Annotated in this window: 14 protein-coding genes; 10 read left to right on the top strand and 4 right to left on the bottom strand. The window is 65.8% G+C overall.

The annotated features are described in order from the left end of the window. Window positions 1-91: 91 nt before the first annotated feature. The 6 genes from ACFODV_RS02150 to ACFODV_RS02125 all read left to right on the top strand — a co-directional run bounded on the left by ACFODV_RS02150 (window position 92) and on the right by ACFODV_RS02125 (window position 6,363). Window positions 92-1,198 (top strand): polyamine ABC transporter substrate-binding protein, encoded by a 1,107-nt coding sequence (locus ACFODV_RS02150; RefSeq protein ID WP_379753922.1) that lies wholly within the window; start codon window positions 92-94, stop codon window positions 1,196-1,198. A 56-nt stretch (window positions 1,199-1,254) separates the two neighbouring features. Continuing rightward, window positions 1,255-2,388: a polyamine ABC transporter ATP-binding protein gene (gene potA / locus ACFODV_RS02145; protein WP_379753919.1), complete on the top strand. Its 1,134-nt coding sequence runs from the start codon at window positions 1,255-1,257 to the stop codon at window positions 2,386-2,388. 7 nt (window positions 2,389-2,395) lie between these two features. Next, complete coding sequence (locus tag ACFODV_RS02140) at window positions 2,396-3,307, top strand: ABC transporter permease subunit (RefSeq protein ID WP_379753916.1); 912 nt, start codon at window positions 2,396-2,398, stop codon at window positions 3,305-3,307. A gap of 2 nt (window positions 3,308-3,309) precedes the next feature. Further along, complete coding sequence (locus ACFODV_RS02135) at window positions 3,310-4,140, top strand: ABC transporter permease subunit (protein WP_379753913.1); 831 nt, start codon at window positions 3,310-3,312, stop codon at window positions 4,138-4,140. A gap of 30 nt (window positions 4,141-4,170) precedes the next feature. Then, window positions 4,171-5,463, top strand: a complete 1,293-nt coding sequence (locus ACFODV_RS02130) for an NAD(P)/FAD-dependent oxidoreductase (protein ID WP_379753910.1) — start codon at window positions 4,171-4,173, stop codon at window positions 5,461-5,463. 225 nt (window positions 5,464-5,688) lie between these two features. Continuing rightward, entirely contained in the window at window positions 5,689-6,363 is a 675-nt protein-coding gene (locus tag ACFODV_RS02125; protein ID WP_379753907.1) for a glycine zipper 2TM domain-containing protein, read from the top strand. Window positions 6,364-6,493: 130 nt separating this feature from the next. Here the strand turns inward: ACFODV_RS02125 and ACFODV_RS02120 are convergent, their stop codons facing one another. Continuing rightward, window positions 6,494-7,864 carry a glutamine synthetase family protein gene (locus ACFODV_RS02120; RefSeq protein WP_379753904.1) on the bottom strand — a complete coding sequence of 457 codons (1,371 nt, stop codon included), beginning with the start codon at window positions 7,862-7,864 and terminating at the stop codon, window positions 6,494-6,496. A gap of 169 nt (window positions 7,865-8,033) precedes the next feature. On the opposite strand from ACFODV_RS02120, the gene ACFODV_RS02115 reads away from it, so the two are divergent. From ACFODV_RS02115 to ACFODV_RS02100, 4 genes are all read left to right on the top strand, one after another. Beyond that, complete coding sequence (locus ACFODV_RS02115) at window positions 8,034-8,810, top strand: gamma-glutamyl-gamma-aminobutyrate hydrolase family protein (RefSeq protein ID WP_379753901.1); 777 nt, start codon at window positions 8,034-8,036, stop codon at window positions 8,808-8,810. Between the two features lie 25 nt (window positions 8,811-8,835). Continuing rightward, window positions 8,836-10,251, top strand: coding sequence for an aspartate aminotransferase family protein (locus ACFODV_RS02110; RefSeq protein WP_379753898.1), 1,416 nt, complete (start codon window positions 8,836-8,838; stop codon window positions 10,249-10,251). Then, window positions 10,248-11,750, top strand: a complete 1,503-nt coding sequence (locus ACFODV_RS02105) for an aldehyde dehydrogenase (RefSeq protein WP_379753895.1) — start codon at window positions 10,248-10,250, stop codon at window positions 11,748-11,750. The genes ACFODV_RS02110 and ACFODV_RS02105 overlap by 4 nt, the downstream gene beginning before the upstream one ends. A 154-nt stretch (window positions 11,751-11,904) precedes the next feature. Next, on the top strand, window positions 11,905-12,075 hold the full coding sequence (locus tag ACFODV_RS02100; RefSeq protein WP_379753892.1) for a DUF6435 family protein: 171 nt from the start codon (window positions 11,905-11,907) through the stop codon (window positions 12,073-12,075). A 12-nt stretch (window positions 12,076-12,087) separates the two neighbouring features. On the opposite strand, the gene ACFODV_RS02095 is transcribed toward ACFODV_RS02100, so the two are convergent. The 3 genes from ACFODV_RS02095 to gatA are packed head-to-tail and all read right to left on the bottom strand — an operon-like array spanning window position 12,088 to window position 15,592. Further along, entirely contained in the window at window positions 12,088-12,639 is a 552-nt protein-coding gene (locus ACFODV_RS02095; RefSeq protein WP_379753889.1) for a cupin domain-containing protein, read from the bottom strand. A 38-nt stretch (window positions 12,640-12,677) separates the two neighbouring features. After that, a complete protein-coding gene (gene gatB, locus ACFODV_RS02090; protein WP_379753886.1) occupies window positions 12,678-14,132 on the bottom strand; it encodes an Asp-tRNA(Asn)/Glu-tRNA(Gln) amidotransferase subunit GatB in 1,455 nt (484 codons plus the stop codon). Next, window positions 14,132-15,592 carry an Asp-tRNA(Asn)/Glu-tRNA(Gln) amidotransferase subunit GatA gene (gene gatA / locus ACFODV_RS02085; protein ID WP_379753883.1) on the bottom strand — a complete coding sequence of 487 codons (1,461 nt, stop codon included), beginning with the start codon at window positions 15,590-15,592 and terminating at the stop codon, window positions 14,132-14,134. Before gatA ends, gatB begins: the two co-directional genes overlap by 1 nt. Between the last annotated feature and the right edge of the window lie 22 nt (window positions 15,593-15,614).

Here is a 15,614-nt window from a genome sequence, read left to right as displayed (position 1 = left end):
GTTGAGACCTCCCGTGACTCGGGCGGTTACGCTGGCCCCGTCGGGCCCGCCCCAGGGCGACCGATAACAAAAAGTGACGAGAGGTAAAAGCATGATGCAAACAAAGCGACTCTCCCTGTCCGTCGCCGCCGCCAGCCTGGCGCTGGGCGTCGCCGCTGCGCAGGCGGCCGGCGAAGTACGGGTTTACAACTGGTCCGACTATATCGCTCCGGACACGCTGGAGGCGTTCACCGAGGCCACCGGCATCGAGGTGATCTACGACGTTTACGACAGCAACGAGGTGCTCGACGCCGCCCTGCTCGCCGGGCGCTCCGGCTATGACGTAGTCGTGCCCTCCAACCACTACCTGACCCGCCATGTCAGTGCCGGCGTCTACCAGGAACTCGACCACGACAAGCTGCCCAACATGGCCAATCTGAATCCGGATCTTTTGGACGATCTGGAGTCTGTGGACCCGGGCAGCCGCCATTCGGTCCCCTACATGTGGGGCACCAACGGCATCGGCTACAACGTCGATCGGGTCACCGAGATCCTCGGCGAGGACGCCCCAACCGACTCCTGGGCGCTGCTGTTCGACCCCGAGGTGACCTCCGCCCTGCGCGAGGGAGGGTGCGGTCTTTCCATGCTCGACTCCGGCGACGAGATGCTTTCGCCGGCCATGGCCTACCTGGGCCTCTCACCGCTCTCCGAGGAGGCTGCGGATCTCGAGGCCGCCGGTGATCTGATTGCCGCGGTGCGCGACGACATGACCTATTTCCACTCTTCGCGCTACATCACCGATCTCGCCAACGGCGACATCTGCGTGGCGGCGGGCTACTCCGGCGATATGTTCCAGGCCGCCGACCGTGCCGAAGAGGCGGGGCGCGATTTCACCATCGCCTACAGCATCCCCAAAGAGGGTGCCGCTCTGTGGTTCGACATGATGGCGATCCCCGTCGATGCGCCGAACCCCGACAACGCCCACGCCTTCATCAACTTTATCCTCGAGCCCGAGGTGGCTGCGGCGATCACCGAGTATGTGGTCTATGCCAACCCCAATCTGGCCTCCAATGAGTTCCTCGACCCGGAGATTCTCAACAACCCTGCCATTTATCCCGACCAGGAGGTGATGGACAACCTCTACGTGGCCGAGGAGAAGCCCCTGGCCGTTCAGCGCCTGCGCACTCGGGTGTGGAACCGAGTGAAATCAGGCCGCTAAGGTCGCCGCTGCCCACGGCGATGAATGCCGTGGGCTAGCCGAAGAAGGAGGTGCTGATGCCACCCAACGAGACCGCCGCGCGCCCACCCGGGCGACTCACCGGTGATGACCTGGTCGAGATTCGCCGCATCAGCAAGCGCTTCGACGGGGAACTGGCGGTGGACGACGTCAACCTGACCATTCGCCAGGGCGAGATCTTCGCCCTGCTGGGCGGGTCGGGCTCCGGCAAGTCGACCCTGCTGCGCATACTGGCCGGCTTCGAGAAGCCCAGCGATGGGCAGGTGCTGCTCGACGGTGTGGATATTACCGCCATGCCGCCCCATGAGCGGCCGATCAACATGATGTTCCAGTCCTACGCGCTATTCCCCCACATGACCGTTGCGCAGAATATCGCCTTCGGGCTCAAGCAGGACCGCCTGCCACGAGCCGAGATCGATCAGCGGGTGACCGAGATGCTCAAGCTGGTGCACATGGAGGCCTTCGCCCGGCGCAAGCCCCAGCAGCTCTCCGGCGGCCAGCGCCAGCGCGTGGCGCTGGCCCGCTCGCTGGCCAAGCGGCCCAAGCTGCTGCTGCTCGACGAGCCCATGGGCGCGCTGGACAAGAAGCTGCGCACCGAGATGCAGCTCGAGGTGGTGACGATCCTCGAACGGGTGGGGGTGACCTGCATCATGGTGACCCATGATCAGGAGGAGGCCATGACCATGGCCGATCGGGTGGCGATCATGTCGGACGGCTGGATCGCCCAGGTAGGCACCCCGGTGGACGTCTACGAGAGCCCGGCGAGCCGCATGGTGGCGGAATTCGTGGGGACCGTGAATCTCTTCGAGGGGCAGATTCGCGTCGACGAGACCGATCACTGCATCATCGCCAGCCCCCAGCTGGGGCGAGACATCTACATCGGTCACGGAGTCAGCACCCAGGCCGACGAGCGCCGGGTGTGGGTGGCGGTGCGCCCGGAGAAGACCGCCCTCTCACGTACCCGTCCCACCGGCGAATACAACTGGACGGCCGGCACGGTGGAGGATATCGCCTATCTGGGCGGGCTCTCGGTCTACTATGTGCGCACGGAAACGGGCGTTCTGGTCAAGGCCAGCCTGGCCAACGTGGAGCGCCGTGGCGACCGGCCCGACTGGGATGAGTCGGTCTATGTCAGCTGGGATGCGATGAGCGCCGTGGTGTTGAATGAGTGAGCGCCCCATGAAACCTACTGCACTCGAGCGTGTGAGACGGCGCCTGCGTCCGGGGCGTGGCTGGGTCATCGCCGTGCCGCTGGTATGGCTTGCGCTGTTCTTCCTGGCGCCCTTCGCCATCGTGCTGAAGATCAGCCTGTCGGAGGCGGCCATCGCCGTGCCTCCCTATCAGCCGATCCTCGATTTCACGGCCGAGACCCTCAACATTGCCCTCAACCTGGGCAACTACCTGTTCCTGGCCAGCGATTCGCTCTACGTGGCGGCCTACTGGGGCTCAGTGAAGATCGCCTTCCTGTCGACCGTCTTCTGCCTGCTGATCGGCTACCCCATGGCCTATGCCATGGCCCGGGCCCCGGCGCGCTGGCAGCTGGTGCTGCTGCTGCTGGTGATGCTGCCCTCCTGGACCTCCTTCCTGATTCGGGTTTACGCCTGGATGGGCATCCTCAGCAACACCGGGCTGATCAACAACACCCTGATGTGGCTGGGGCTGATCGATTCGCCGATCCGCATGATGAATACCAACTTCGCGGTGATGCTGGGCATCGTCTACGCCTACCTGCCGTTCATGGTCCTGCCGCTCTACGCCAACCTGACCCGGCTCGACAACTCTCTGCTTGAGGCCGCCGCGGACCTTGGCTCGCGTACCTTCAATACCTTCCTCAAGGTGACCCTGCCGCTCTCGAAGGGAGGGATCATCGCCGGCTCGATGCTGGTTTTTATCCCCGCGGTGGGGGAGTACGTGATCCCCGAGCTGCTCGGCGGGCCAAACACGGTAATGATCGGCAAGGTGCTGTGGGAGGAGTTTTTCCTCAACCGCGACTGGCCGGTGGCCTCGGCGCTGGCCATGGTGATGCTGCTGCTGCTGCTGATTCCCATCGCCCTGTTCCACCGCTATCAGTCCCGTGAGTTGGAGGAGTGACCATGCGCAAGCCGTCTTTCACCACGTTGATGCTGATCCTGGGGCTGCTGTTCCTCTATCTGCCCATGGTGGTGCTGGTGGTCTACTCCTTCAACTCGTCGCGGCTGGTGACGGTGTGGGCGGGCTTCTCTGCGCACTGGTACCTGGAACTCCTTCGCGACCAGCAAATACTCTCCGCGGTGTGGACCAGCCTGCGTATCGCCTTCTTCGCGGCCTCCATGGCGGTCTGCCTGGGCACCCTGGCCGCCTTCGTCATGACCCGCTTCGGCCGCTTTCGCGGCAAGACAGCGCTCTCCAGCATGGTCACCGCGCCGCTGGTGATGCCCGAGGTGATCACCGGCCTGTCGCTGCTGTTGCTGTTCGTGCAGATGGCCCAGATCATCGGCTGGCCGGCGGATCGCGGCATGGCCACCATCTGGATCGCCCACACCACCTTCTGCAGCGCCTACGTGGCGGTGGTGGTCTCCTCACGGCTGCGCGAGGTGGATCGCTCCATCGAGGAGGCGGCCATGGACCTGGGCGCACCGCCGGTGAAGACCTTCTTCCAGATCACCCTGCCGGTGATTTCCCCGGCGCTGGCCGCGGGTTGGCTGCTGGCCTTTACCCTCTCGCTCGATGACCTGGTGATCGCCAGTTTCGTCTCCGGCCCCGGCGCCACCACCTTGCCCATGGTGGTGTTCTCCTCGGTACGCATGGGCGTCTCGCCCAAGATCAATGCCCTGGCCACCCTCATCATCCTCACGGTGTCGCTGGCCACCTTTCTGGCCTGGTACTTCATGCGCCGCAGCGAGTCGCGTCGGCTGGCCGCCCTGCGTCAGCAGGAGGCCTCCTGATGGCCATTTCGCAGAGTCTGGAGCCCTGTCATGCCTGAACATTCCGTCGGCGAGCACGTCGCCTCCTGGTATGCCGCTACCGCCAATCCCTCCCCCGAGCGCCCGGCGCTGGAGGGCGAGATCGAATGCGACGTCTGCGTGGTGGGGGCCGGCTTCACCGGCATTTCCGCGGCGCTCCATCTGGCCGAACGCGGCCTCTCGGTGGTGGTGCTGGAGGGCGCCCGGGTGGGCTTCGGCGCCTCGGGGCGCAACGGCGGCCAGATGGTCCACAGCTACAGCCGCGACATGGACGTGATCGAGGCCAAATATGGCGCCGAGACCGCCCGGGCACTCGGCGACATGGCCTTTGAGGGCGGCCGCATCATTCGCCGCCGCATCGAGCACTACGCCATCGACTGCGACCTGCGCGACGGTAATCTCTTCGCCGCCTGCACCTCCAGGCAGTTCGAGGGGCTGCGCGAGCATCAGGCGCTGTGGGAGCGCTACGGCTACCGGGAACTGGAGCTGCTGGAGGGTGAGGCGGTCAAGGGCGAGGTCAATTCCGAGCGCTACGTCGGCGCCCTGGTGGACCACGGTGGCGGTCATCTCCATCCGCTCAACCTGGTGCTGGGACAGGCTGCCGCGTTCGAGTCGCTGGGCGGACGGATCTTCGAACAGTCGGCCGTCGAGAAGGTGATCCACGGCGCGCCGGTAATGCTGCGCACCGCCCGTGGGCGGGTCAAGGCCGAGAGGGTGGTCATGGCCGGCAACGCTTACCTGCGCGGGGTGCTGCCAGAGATCGAGGGTAAGTCGATGCCCTGCGGCACCCAGATCATCACTACCGAGCCCTTGGGCGAGGCGCGCGCTCACGCGCTGATTCCCCGCGGCAAGGCGGTGGAGGACTGCAACTACCTGCTCGACTACTACCGGCTGACCCGAGATAACCGTCTGCTCTACGGCGGCGGAGTCAACTACGGCGGGGATGACCCGGCGGACATCGCCGCGTTGATTCGCCCCAAGATGCTGCAGACCTTTCCGCAGCTATCGGACGTCAAGGTGGATCACGCCTGGAGCGGTACCTTCCTGATGACGCTCAACCGTCTGCCCCAGTTCGGCGTGGTCAACGGCAACGTCTACTACGCCCAGGGCTACTCGGGCCACGGCGTCACCTGTACCCACCTGGCCGGCAAACTGATTGCCGAAGTGATGCACGGCCAGGGCGAGCGTTTCGACGCCTTCGCGGGGCTTCCCCACCTGCCATTTCCCGGCGGGCGTCTGCTGCGGGTGCCGCTCTCCGCCCTGGGTGCCTGGTACTACGCCACCCGAGATCGCATCGGGCTTTAACGCCTAGACCCTTGACGCTTTGACCCTCCGCTGCCATCTCGGTCCGCCGTGTCGCTTCTTGGCGACAGCAGGTCAGATAATGGGGAAGCTGCGCTTTTGCCGCCCGATGGGTGCCGGGAGCGCCTATAGTGGTGGCATCACTTTTATCACCCTACTCGATTACCCTCGCCCGGAGCCAGGCGAGTGACAGCGGCGGGCGCCCGGGCGCCCGCGAGGAGAAAAGCAATGAGCAAATCAATCATCGTGGGATCCACTCTGGCCGTGCTGGGCCTGGGTGGCATGGCCTTCGGCGCCTGGCAGGTCCAGCAGGGGAGTCCCCCCGAGCCGCAGTTTGCCGAGATCATCAACGTGAATTCGGCGACCCGCAGCGTGGAGCGCCCGCGTGAAGTCTGCGAGGACGTGGCGCGTGTGGTGAGCGAGGAAGTTCCCGTCCAGGTGCCCGTAAATCAGGCTGCGACGTCCGGCGCCGGGGCCAGCCAGGATCCCCATCGCATCATCGGTACCGCGGCAGGTGCCATCGTCGGCGGTCTGCTGGGCAATCAGGTAGGCGGCGGGAGCGGCAAGAAACTGGCTGCCGTGGCCGGTGCCATCGGTGGCGGCCTGGCCGGGCGCGAGGTTCAGAACCGCGTCGAGGCTCGTCAGCATGCTCAGGCCGGGAGTCAGGTGCAGTACGAGACCCGCTACGAGACACAGTCTCGGACCGTGACCGAGCGGCAGTGTCAGACGGTCATGGAGAGCCATGACGAGCATCTCGGCTACGATGTGACCTATCGCATCAACGGCGAGGAGATGACCCGGCGCCTGGACAGCGCTCCCCAGGCCGAGCGCCTCCCGGTGGTTGAGGGCGAAGTACAGTGGCAGGCCGAGCGTCAGGAAGCCGTGTCAGATACCAAAGGCTAGGCGAACTCGCTCGACTCTGATACGCCAGCGCCCCCGGATGTCGGAGTCCGTGGGCGTTGGTGCTTGTGTGCCTGCCCAGTCTTCGTCCATGTTGTGTCCCTGCCACTGTCAGATGGCATAGGGGTAGCGCTCAAACGTGGCGCAGGTACCAGTCGTACTCGAGGTGACTCACCGCCTGAAGGGCGTGGGCGCGCTCGGCGCGGCGGTTGGCCAAGTAAACGTGGAGAAAGTCGCGCCCCAGGGCCTCGCCCAGGACCGCATCCGCCTCGAGCAGGTCCAGAGCCTGTTGCCAGCTGTTGGTGAGGCTGGGGGCTGTCTGGTCGTAGGCGTTGCCGACGATGGGGGGGGGCGGGTCGAGCTCGGCAGTAAGGCCGTGGTGAAGGGCCGCCAGCAGGGCGGCCAGCAGCAGGTAGGGATTAGCGTCGGCACCCGCCACGCGGTGCTCGATCCGTCGGGCGGCCCTCGGCCCGGCCGGAATGCGCAAAGCCACCGAGCGGTTATCGAAGCCCCAGGTGGGCGCCATGGGCACATAGAGCCCCGGCTGAAGGCGGCGGAAGGCGTTGAGGTTGGGGGCGCAGATCGCCATTGAGGCGGGCATCAGGGCCAGCAGGCCGGCCACTGCCTGACGCAGCCGGGGGCTGCCGAGAGGGTCGTCATCCGCTTCGCTGAAGACGTTGTGGCCGTTGTCATCCAGCAGGCTGATATGCACGTGCATGCCATTGCCCGCTTCCTGACCATAGGGCTTGGCCATGAAGGTGGCCTCGAAGCCGTGGCGCAGCGCGACGCCCTTGATCAGCCGCTTGAGCTGCAACGCATGGTCGCAGGCCGCAAGCACATCGTCACAGTGCATCAGATTGATCTCGAACTGTCCCGGAGCGCATTCCTTGAGAGCGGTGTCCAGGGGCAATGCCTGGACCTGTGCGGCGGTCTGTACCTCCTCGAGGAAGTCGGCGTATTCGTCGAGTTCCAGTATGGAGTAGAGCTGGCTCTGGGTGGCGCGCTCGCCGCTGACAGGAGAGCAGGGCGGCTGAATCAGGCCGACGTCGGTGCGCTGTCGATCCACCAGGTAAAATTCCAGCTCCAGCGCCACCACCGGGGTCAGGCCCAGTGCGGTCAGGCGTCCGAGTATCCGCGTCAGCAGCTGGCGGGGGTCGGCGAAAAAGGGCGTGCCATCAAACTCTTCCATGGTCATCAGCAGCTGGGCCTGGTGGCCCCGGGCGACCCAGGGCACCGGCTTGAGGCTGCCGGCAATCGGTCGGCAGAGGCGGTCGCCATCGCCACTGTCCAGGCCCAGCCCGGTCGCTTCGATGGTGTGGCCGTTGATGTCCAGGGCGAAGACAGAAGCGGGCAGGGCGATACCGCCGGTGTAGGCTTTGGTCAGATTATCTCGAGGAATCCGCTTGCCGCGTATCACGCCGTTGAGATCGCTGATCAGCAGGTCGATGCTGCTGATCTCCGGGTTGGCATCGAGAAAGGCCCGGACATCGTCGGTAGCAGGCATGAGCGCACCTATGGCGTTGTGATTGTTATGGACCCTATCCTTGTCGTGGTGCTAGGTGTTGTCAAATATTTTACGTATTCATGATGTTTTTCCTGTTGGAAAGCCATGTTTAGATAGCTATGGTGATTAAAACATACCACCAGGCAAGCTGCCGGCAAGGAGAGACGCGATGAAAACCCGACCGCTTGTGGGAGTGATCGCCTGCCACCGTGAGGTGGAGGGGCATCCCGCCCAGATGGTGACCGACAAGTATCTGCGTGCCCTGTGGGACTTCGGCCTGTCGCCGGTGATCCTGCCGGTGTGGGAAGAGCAGGAGGCCCATCCTGGCGAAGCCCGCGCACTGCTCGAACGCCTCGATGGCCTGCTGCTCACCGGCAGCTACACCAACGTGGAGCCGCGCCGCTACGGCGTCGAGCGGGCGCCGGAGAATCTCCGCGACGACATCCACCGGGACGCCGCGGCCCTGATGTGGATCCCCGCGGCACTGGACCTCGGCCTGCCGCTGCTCGGCATATGCCGCGGCTTCCAGGAGCTCAACGTGGCCTTCGGCGGCACCCTTCATCAGGCGGTGCAGGGCGTTCCTGGCCTGCAGGACCACCGCGAGCCCGAAGGCGACCGTGAGGCGCAGTATGCGCCCACCCACGAGATCACCCTGGTGCCCGGCGGGCGATTGGCGGCGCTGCACCCGGTGTCCACGGCCAGGGTCAACTCCCTGCACCAGCAGGGGATCGCCGAGCTGGGCCCGGGCCTGGTGGCCGAAGCGTATGCCGCTGACGGACTGGTTGAGGCAGTATCGGTAGCCGATGCCTCCGGCTTTGCCCTGGCCGTGCAGTGGCACCCCGAGTGGCGGCCCCGTGAGCACCCCCTGAACGATGCCCTCTATCGGGGGTTTGCCGAGGCATGCCGGGTACGCCAGGCCGCCACACCCGCCCGCTCGACGGCCTGAGCGCACCGCTTTCCGGAGATCTCCCATGCATACCCGTGACTATCAGGCCCTGGATCGTGCCCACTACCTGCACCCCTTTACCGACTTCAAGTCGCTGGGTGAGGAGGGCAGCCGCATCATCGAGCGCGCCGAGGGAGTCTACATCCATGACTCCGATGGCAACCGCATTCTCGACGGCATGGCGGGGCTGTGGTGCGTCAACCTGGGCTATGGGCGCGAGGAGCTGGTGGCCGCCGCCACTGAGCAGATGCACCAGCTGCCCTACTACAACAGCTTCTTCAAGACGGCCCATCCGCCGGTGGTCAGGCTGGCCGAGCAGCTGGTCAAGCTGGCGCCCGCCCACATCAACCGCGTCTTCTTTACCGGCTCCGGCTCCGAGGCCAACGACACCGCGCTGCGTATGGTGCGCCGCTACTGGGCGCTGAAGGGTCGGCCCGACAAGCAGTGGGTGATCAGCCGAGAGAACGCCTACCACGGCTCCACCGTGGCCGGCGTGAGCCTCGGTGGCATGGCCCCCATGCACGCCCAGGGCGGCCCCCTGGTGCCCAAGATCGCCCACGTGCGCCAGCCCTATTGGTTTAAGGAAGGGCGGCTCGGAGAAGGGCGGTCTCAGGAAGGGAGCCCTCAGGATCCCGACGCCTTCGGACGTGACTGCGCCGCGGCCATCGAGGCGAAGATCCTTGCACTGGGCGAAGATCAGGTGGCGGCCTTTATCGCCGAGCCGGTTCAGGGTGCCGGTGGCGCCATCATCCCGCCGGAGAGCTACTGGCCGGCGGTGAAGGAAGTGCTCGAGAAGTACGAGATCCTGCTGGTGGTGGACGAGGTGATCTGCGGCTTTGGCCGGCTGGGGGAGTGGTTCGGCAGCGTTCACTACGACCTCAAACCCGATCTGATGCCCATCGCCAAGGGGCTCTCTTCTGGCTATCTGCCCATCGGTGGCGTGTTGGTGGGTGACCGGGTCGCCGAGACCCTGATCGAGGAGGGCGGCGAGTTCTTCCACGGCTTCACCTACTCGGGGCACCCGGTGTGCGCCGCGGTGGCGCTCAAGAACCTCGAGCTGCTCCAGTCAGAGGGGGTGGTGGCGCGGGTGCGCGACGACCTGGGCCCCTACCTGGCCGGCCGCTGGAAGGCGCTCGAGGCACACCCTTTGGTGGGCGAGGCGCGCTCGCTGGGACTGATCGGCGCCCTGGAGCTGGTCGACCCCGCCAGCGGCGAGCGCTTCGACGCCTCCCGGGGCATCGGCACCCTGTGCCGCGATCTCTGCTTCGCCGGCGGCCTGGTGATGCGCTCGGTGGGTGATACGATGATCATCTCGCCGCCGCTGGTGATCACCCGTGACGAGATCGACGAGCTGATAGAGAAGGCCCGCGGGGCACTGGACGATACCCTGGCCCGACTGACCGATCCGATACTACACAAACAGGAGGAGAGCCTGTCATGAGCCGACCCGACACGCCCAGCACCCTGGCCGACTGGCAGGCCATGGCCGCCGGTCTCACCCTCGAGACCCGCGCCTTCGTCGACGACACCTTCGTCGATGCCGTCAGCGCCGAGACCTTCACCACCATCAACCCGGCCACCGGCGAGACGCTGGCCGAGGTGGCCAGCTGCGATGTGGCCGATGCCGATCTCGCCGTGGGGCATGCCCGTGCCGCCTTCGACGGCGGCGCCTGGTCGCGATTGGCGCCGGGCAAGCGCAAGAGGGTGCTGCTGCGCCTGGCCGACCTGATGGAAGCCAACAAGCACGAATTGGCGCTGCTCGACACCCTGGACATGGGCAAGACGGTGTCGAGCTCGCTGGGCGACATGGCAGGGGCCATCGCCTGCTTCCGCTATCAGGCGGAGTGTATCGACAAGCTCTATGGTGAGGTCGCTCCCACCGGCGAGGAGGCCCTGGCCCTGGTGCTGCGCGAGCCCATGGGCGTGGTGGCCTCCATCGTGCCCTGGAACTTCCCGCTGATGATGACCGCCTGGAAGGTCGCTCCGGCGCTGGCCGCGGGCAACAGCGTGATTCTCAAACCTTCGGAGAAGTCACCGCTCTCCGCGCTGCGCCTGGCTCAGCTGGCCAGGGAGGCGGGCCTTCCTCGCGGCGTCTTCCAGGTGCTGCCGGGCTTCGGCCACACCGTGGGCCAGGCCCTGGCGCTCTCCATGGGAGTGGACTGCCTGGCCTTTACCGGTTCCACCGGAGTGGGCAAGCAACTGATGCAGTACGCCGGTCAGTCCAACCTCAAGCGCCTCTATCTGGAGTGCGGGGGAAAGTCGCCCAATATCGTCTTCGCCGACTGCAAGAACCTGGACAAAGTGGCCAAGCACGCCGCCGCGGCGATCTTCCATAACCAGGGCGAGGTGTGTATCGCGGGTTCTCGACTGCTGGTGGAGAACCCGGTCCGCGAGGCCTTCATCGACAAGGTGGTGGCGGCGGCTGAGCGCATGCAGCCCGGCGACCCGCTGGACCCGGGCAGCTTCATGGGGGCCATCGTCGATGAGGCGCAGTATCGGCGCATCCTCGGCTATATCCAGATGGGTCGCGAGGAGGGCGCCCGGCTGCGCGTCGGCGGCGAGGCGCTGCCGGGACCGGGCCTGTTCATTCCGCCCACGGTGTTCGACGGGGTGACGCCGGAGATGGCCATCGGCCGTGAGGAGATCTTCGGCCCGGTGCTCTCGGTGTTCGGCTTCGACAGCGAGGAAGAGGCCGTGGCCATGGCCAACGACAGCGTCTACGGCCTGGCCGCGGGCCTGTGGAGCCAGGACATCGATCGCATCATGCGGGTGACCCGGCGGCTGCACTCTGGCCAGGTGTTCGTCAACAACTGGGCCGGCGGCGACCAGACCATGCCTTTCGGCGGGGTCAAGCAGTCCGGCAACGGGCGCGACAAGTCCCACCACTCCCTGGAAGAGTACTCCGAGCTCAAGGCGGTTTGGATGTCTCTGGCCACCTGACCCAGCAGTTTCGGGCTAAACAACGAGGCCGGCGCCTGGGCGCCGGCCTCGTTGTATTAGTGTACGATAAAAATTAATTGTACAGCTATTGCATAGCTTTTTGCCGTCGTGGAGAGTAGCCTATCCTGACATCTACACGACAGGAGCCATGGCCATGTTCGGACTGTTCAATAGCGACCCGACCAAGAAGCTGCAGAAGGAATACGAGCGCAAGCTGGAGCAGGCGATGCATGCCGCCCGCAACGGCGACATGCGCGCCAACGCCTCGCTCACCGAGGAAGCGGAGGCGCTGCGCGCCGAGATCGAAAAGCACAAGAAGGGCTGACGCCCTTTGGCCTCAGAAGGCCCGGGCGGGGGTGGCGCAGCTCACCAGGCGGCAGGGGGCTTCACCAAGGTTGCGAAAGCGGTGAGGCACGTTGGTCTCGAAATAGTAGGCCTCGCCGGGTCCCAGCAAGCGTGAGTCTGCGCCGATGGTGATCTCGATCTCGCCCTCCAGCACTACGCCAGCTTCCTCGCCCTGATGGGCGATCATCTCGCGGCCGGTATCGGCACCGGGAGGATAGGTCTCGACCATGAAGGAGAGGGCACGATCTCGGCGATCGGCGCCCACCAGCTTGTAGATGACGTCGCCCGAGCCCACGTCGGCCAGGTCGTCGGTCGAATAAAACACCCGGCGACCGTTCTCCAGGTCCATGGTGAAGAAATCCCCGACGCTCATGGGGATGGCGTCGAGGATCTTTTTCAGCGAGCTGACCGAGGGGCTTACTTTGCCCTGCTCGATGAGCGACAGGCTGGAGTGAGTGACGCCGCAGCACTTGGCCAGCTCCCGCTGGGAGATGCCTCGCAGGGTGCGTAGGGCGCGCAACCGCACGCCCACGTCATCGGCCATGGTACCTCCTTGGTCTTCGGTCGCCGATCAAGGGCGTCTCAGCACAGGGCGTCCAGCTTCTCCTTGAGCAGCTGATTAACCTGCTGAGGATTGGCGGTGCCGCGTGAAGCCTTCATGACCTGGCCCACGAAATAGCCGATCATCTTGCCGCGCTTGTCGGGCTCGGCACCACGATATTGGGCCACCTGAGCGGGACTGTCCGCGATCACCTGGTCAATCATCGCCTCGATGGCGCCGCTGTCGGTGACCTGCTTGAGCCCCTTGGCCTCGATCACCTCGTCGGCGCTCTGCCCCTGGCCATTCCACAGCGCCTGAAAGACCTGCTTGGCGGCCTTGCCACTGACGGTGTCATCCATCACCCGGGCGACCAGCTCGCCGAGCTGGCGGGCCGTGACCGGGCTGTCGGAGATTGGTAACCCCTCGCGGTTAAGCGCTCCGGCGAGCTCGCCCATCACCCAGTTGGCGGCGAGCTTGGGGTCGCTGCAGGTATCCTTGACCACCTCGAAGAACTCGGCCATCTCGCGGGTCGCGGAGAGCACGCCGGCGTCATAGGCGGAGAGCCCCAGCGCCGTCTGGAAGCGGGCGCGTTTTTCGTCGGGGAGTTCCGGCAGGGCCCCGCGCAGGTGGTCGACATAGGCACGGTCGAGCACCACCGGCAGCAGGTCCGGGCAGGGGAAGTAGCGGTAATCGTTGGCCTCCTCCTTGGTGCGCATACTGCGGGTCTCGTCGCGCTCGGGATCGAAGAGGCGGGTCTCCTGGACCACCTTGCCGCCGTCCTCAAGCAGCTCGACCTGGCGCTCCACCTCGAACTCGATGGCGCGCTCCACGAAGCGGAAGGAGTTGACGTTCTTGACCTCCGCGCGGGTGCCGTATTCGGCCTGGCCCACCGGGCGCACCGAAACGTTGACGTCGCAGCGCATCGAGCCTTCGGCCATGTTGCCGTCACTGATGCCGAGGTACGTCACGATCGAATGAATGGCCTTGAGGTAGGCGGCGGCCTCCTTTGCCGAACGCATGTCCGGTTCGGAGACAATCTCCAGCAGCGGCGTGCCGGCTCGATTGAGGTCGATGCCGGTCATGCCGTGGAAATCCTCATGCAGCGACTTGCCGGCGTCCTCTTCCAGGTGCGCGTGGTGCACCCGAACCCGCCGGGTAACGCCATCATCCAGGCTGATCTCCACTTCGCCGGCGCCGACGATAGGATGATACATCTGGCTGGTCTGGTAGCCCTTGGGGAGGTCCGGATAAAAGTAGTTCTTGCGGTCGAACACCGAGACCTCGGGGATCTCGGCGTGGATCGCCAGGCCGAACTGCACGGCCATGGCCACCGCCTGCTCATTGAGGACCGGCAGCACACCGGGCATGCCCAGGTCCACGGCACAGGCTTGGGTGTTGGGCGCGGCACCGAAGGCGGTGGAGGCCCCGGAAAAGATCTTGGACTGGGTGGCAAGCTGGACGTGCACCTCCAGCCCGATCACGGTTTCCCATTGCATCAGGTGGTCTCCTCGGCAAGCGCGGGACGACGCAGGTGCCAGTCGGTGGCCTGCTGGAACTGGTGGGCGACGTTGAGCAGCCGCGTCTCGGCGAAGTGGGTGCCCAGTATCTGCAGGCCCACCGGGCGCTTGCCCACGAAGCCTGCCGGCACGCTGATGCCGGGGATGCCGGCCAGGTTAACGGCGATGGTGTAGATGTCCTGCAGGTACATGGAGACCGGATCCTTGTTGGCGCCCAGGTCGAAGGCCGGAGTGGGGGAAGCCGGGCCCATCAGTACGTCCACCTCCTCGAAGGCGTCGAGGAAGTCCTGGCGAATCAGCCGGCGCACCTGCTGTGCTTTTGTGTAGTAGGCGTCGAAGAAGCCCTCGGAGAGGGTGTGAGTCCCGATCAGGATGCGCCGCTGGACCTCCTCGCCGAAGCCCTCGGCGCGGGAGCGCTTGTAGAGGTCCATCAGATCGGCGGGTGCCTGGCAGCGATGGCCGAAGCGCACGCCATCGTAGCGCGACAGGTTCGAGGAGGCCTCCGCCGGGGCGATGACGTAGTAGGCGGGGATGGCGTAGTGGGTGTGGGGCAGACTCACCTCTCGCACCGAGGCGCCTAGCGACTCATAGACCTTGACCGCTTCGCGAACCGCGGCGTCCACCTGGGGGTCCAGGCCGTCGCCGAAGTACTCCCGGGGCAGGCCGATCTTGAGGCCGGCGAGCGGGGCGTCGAGCTCTTCGGTGTAGTCCGGCACCCCTCGGGCCACGCTGGTGGAGTCGTGAGAGTCGGGGCCGGCGATGGCGTTGAGCAGCAGGGCGCAGTCCCTGGCAGTGCGCGCCATGGGGCCGGCCTGGTCGAGGCTGGAGGCATAGGCAATGATGCCGTAGCGCGACACCCGGCCGTAGGTGGGCTTGAGGCCGGTGATGCCGCAGAAGGCGGCCGGCTGGCGGATCGAGCCGCCGGTGTCGGTGCCGAGTGCGGCGGGGGCGAGGCCCGCGGCCACCGCCGCGGCGCTGCCGCCGGAGGAGCCGCCGGGCACCGCGCCGACTTCCCAGGGGTTTTTCACCGGGCCGAAGGCGCTGTTCTCGTTGGAGGAGCCCATGGCGAATTCGTCCATGTTGGTCTTGCCAAGGCTCACCATGCCGGCGGCCTTGAGCTTCTCCACCACGGTGGCATCGTAGGGGGAAACGAAGTTGCCTAGCATTTTCGAACCGGCGGTGGTCAGCACTCCCTCGGTACAGAACAGATCCTTGATGGCCAGGGGCAGGCCGGTCAGCGGGCCGGCCTGGCCCTTCGTCCGGGCATCATCGGCGGCATCGGCGGCGGTGAGGGCCTGCTCCGGGGTTACGGTGATAAAGCTGTTGATCTCGCCGTCGAGGCGCTCAATGCGCGCGAGCTGGTGCTCGGTCAGTTCGCGGCTGGTGAACTCGCCGGCCGAAAGGGCAGCAGCCAGTTCGCTCAGTGTCTTGTCATGCATGGGCCGGGGGCTCCGTCGGGAA

Origin of the sequence: Halomonas tibetensis (assembly GCF_042643535.1) — a bacterium.
GTDB classification, from domain to species: domain Bacteria; phylum Pseudomonadota; class Gammaproteobacteria; order Pseudomonadales; family Halomonadaceae; genus Halomonas; species Halomonas tibetensis.
The sequence above is the reverse complement of the archived record's forward strand: the minus strand, read 5'-3'. Positions and strand labels throughout refer to the sequence as shown.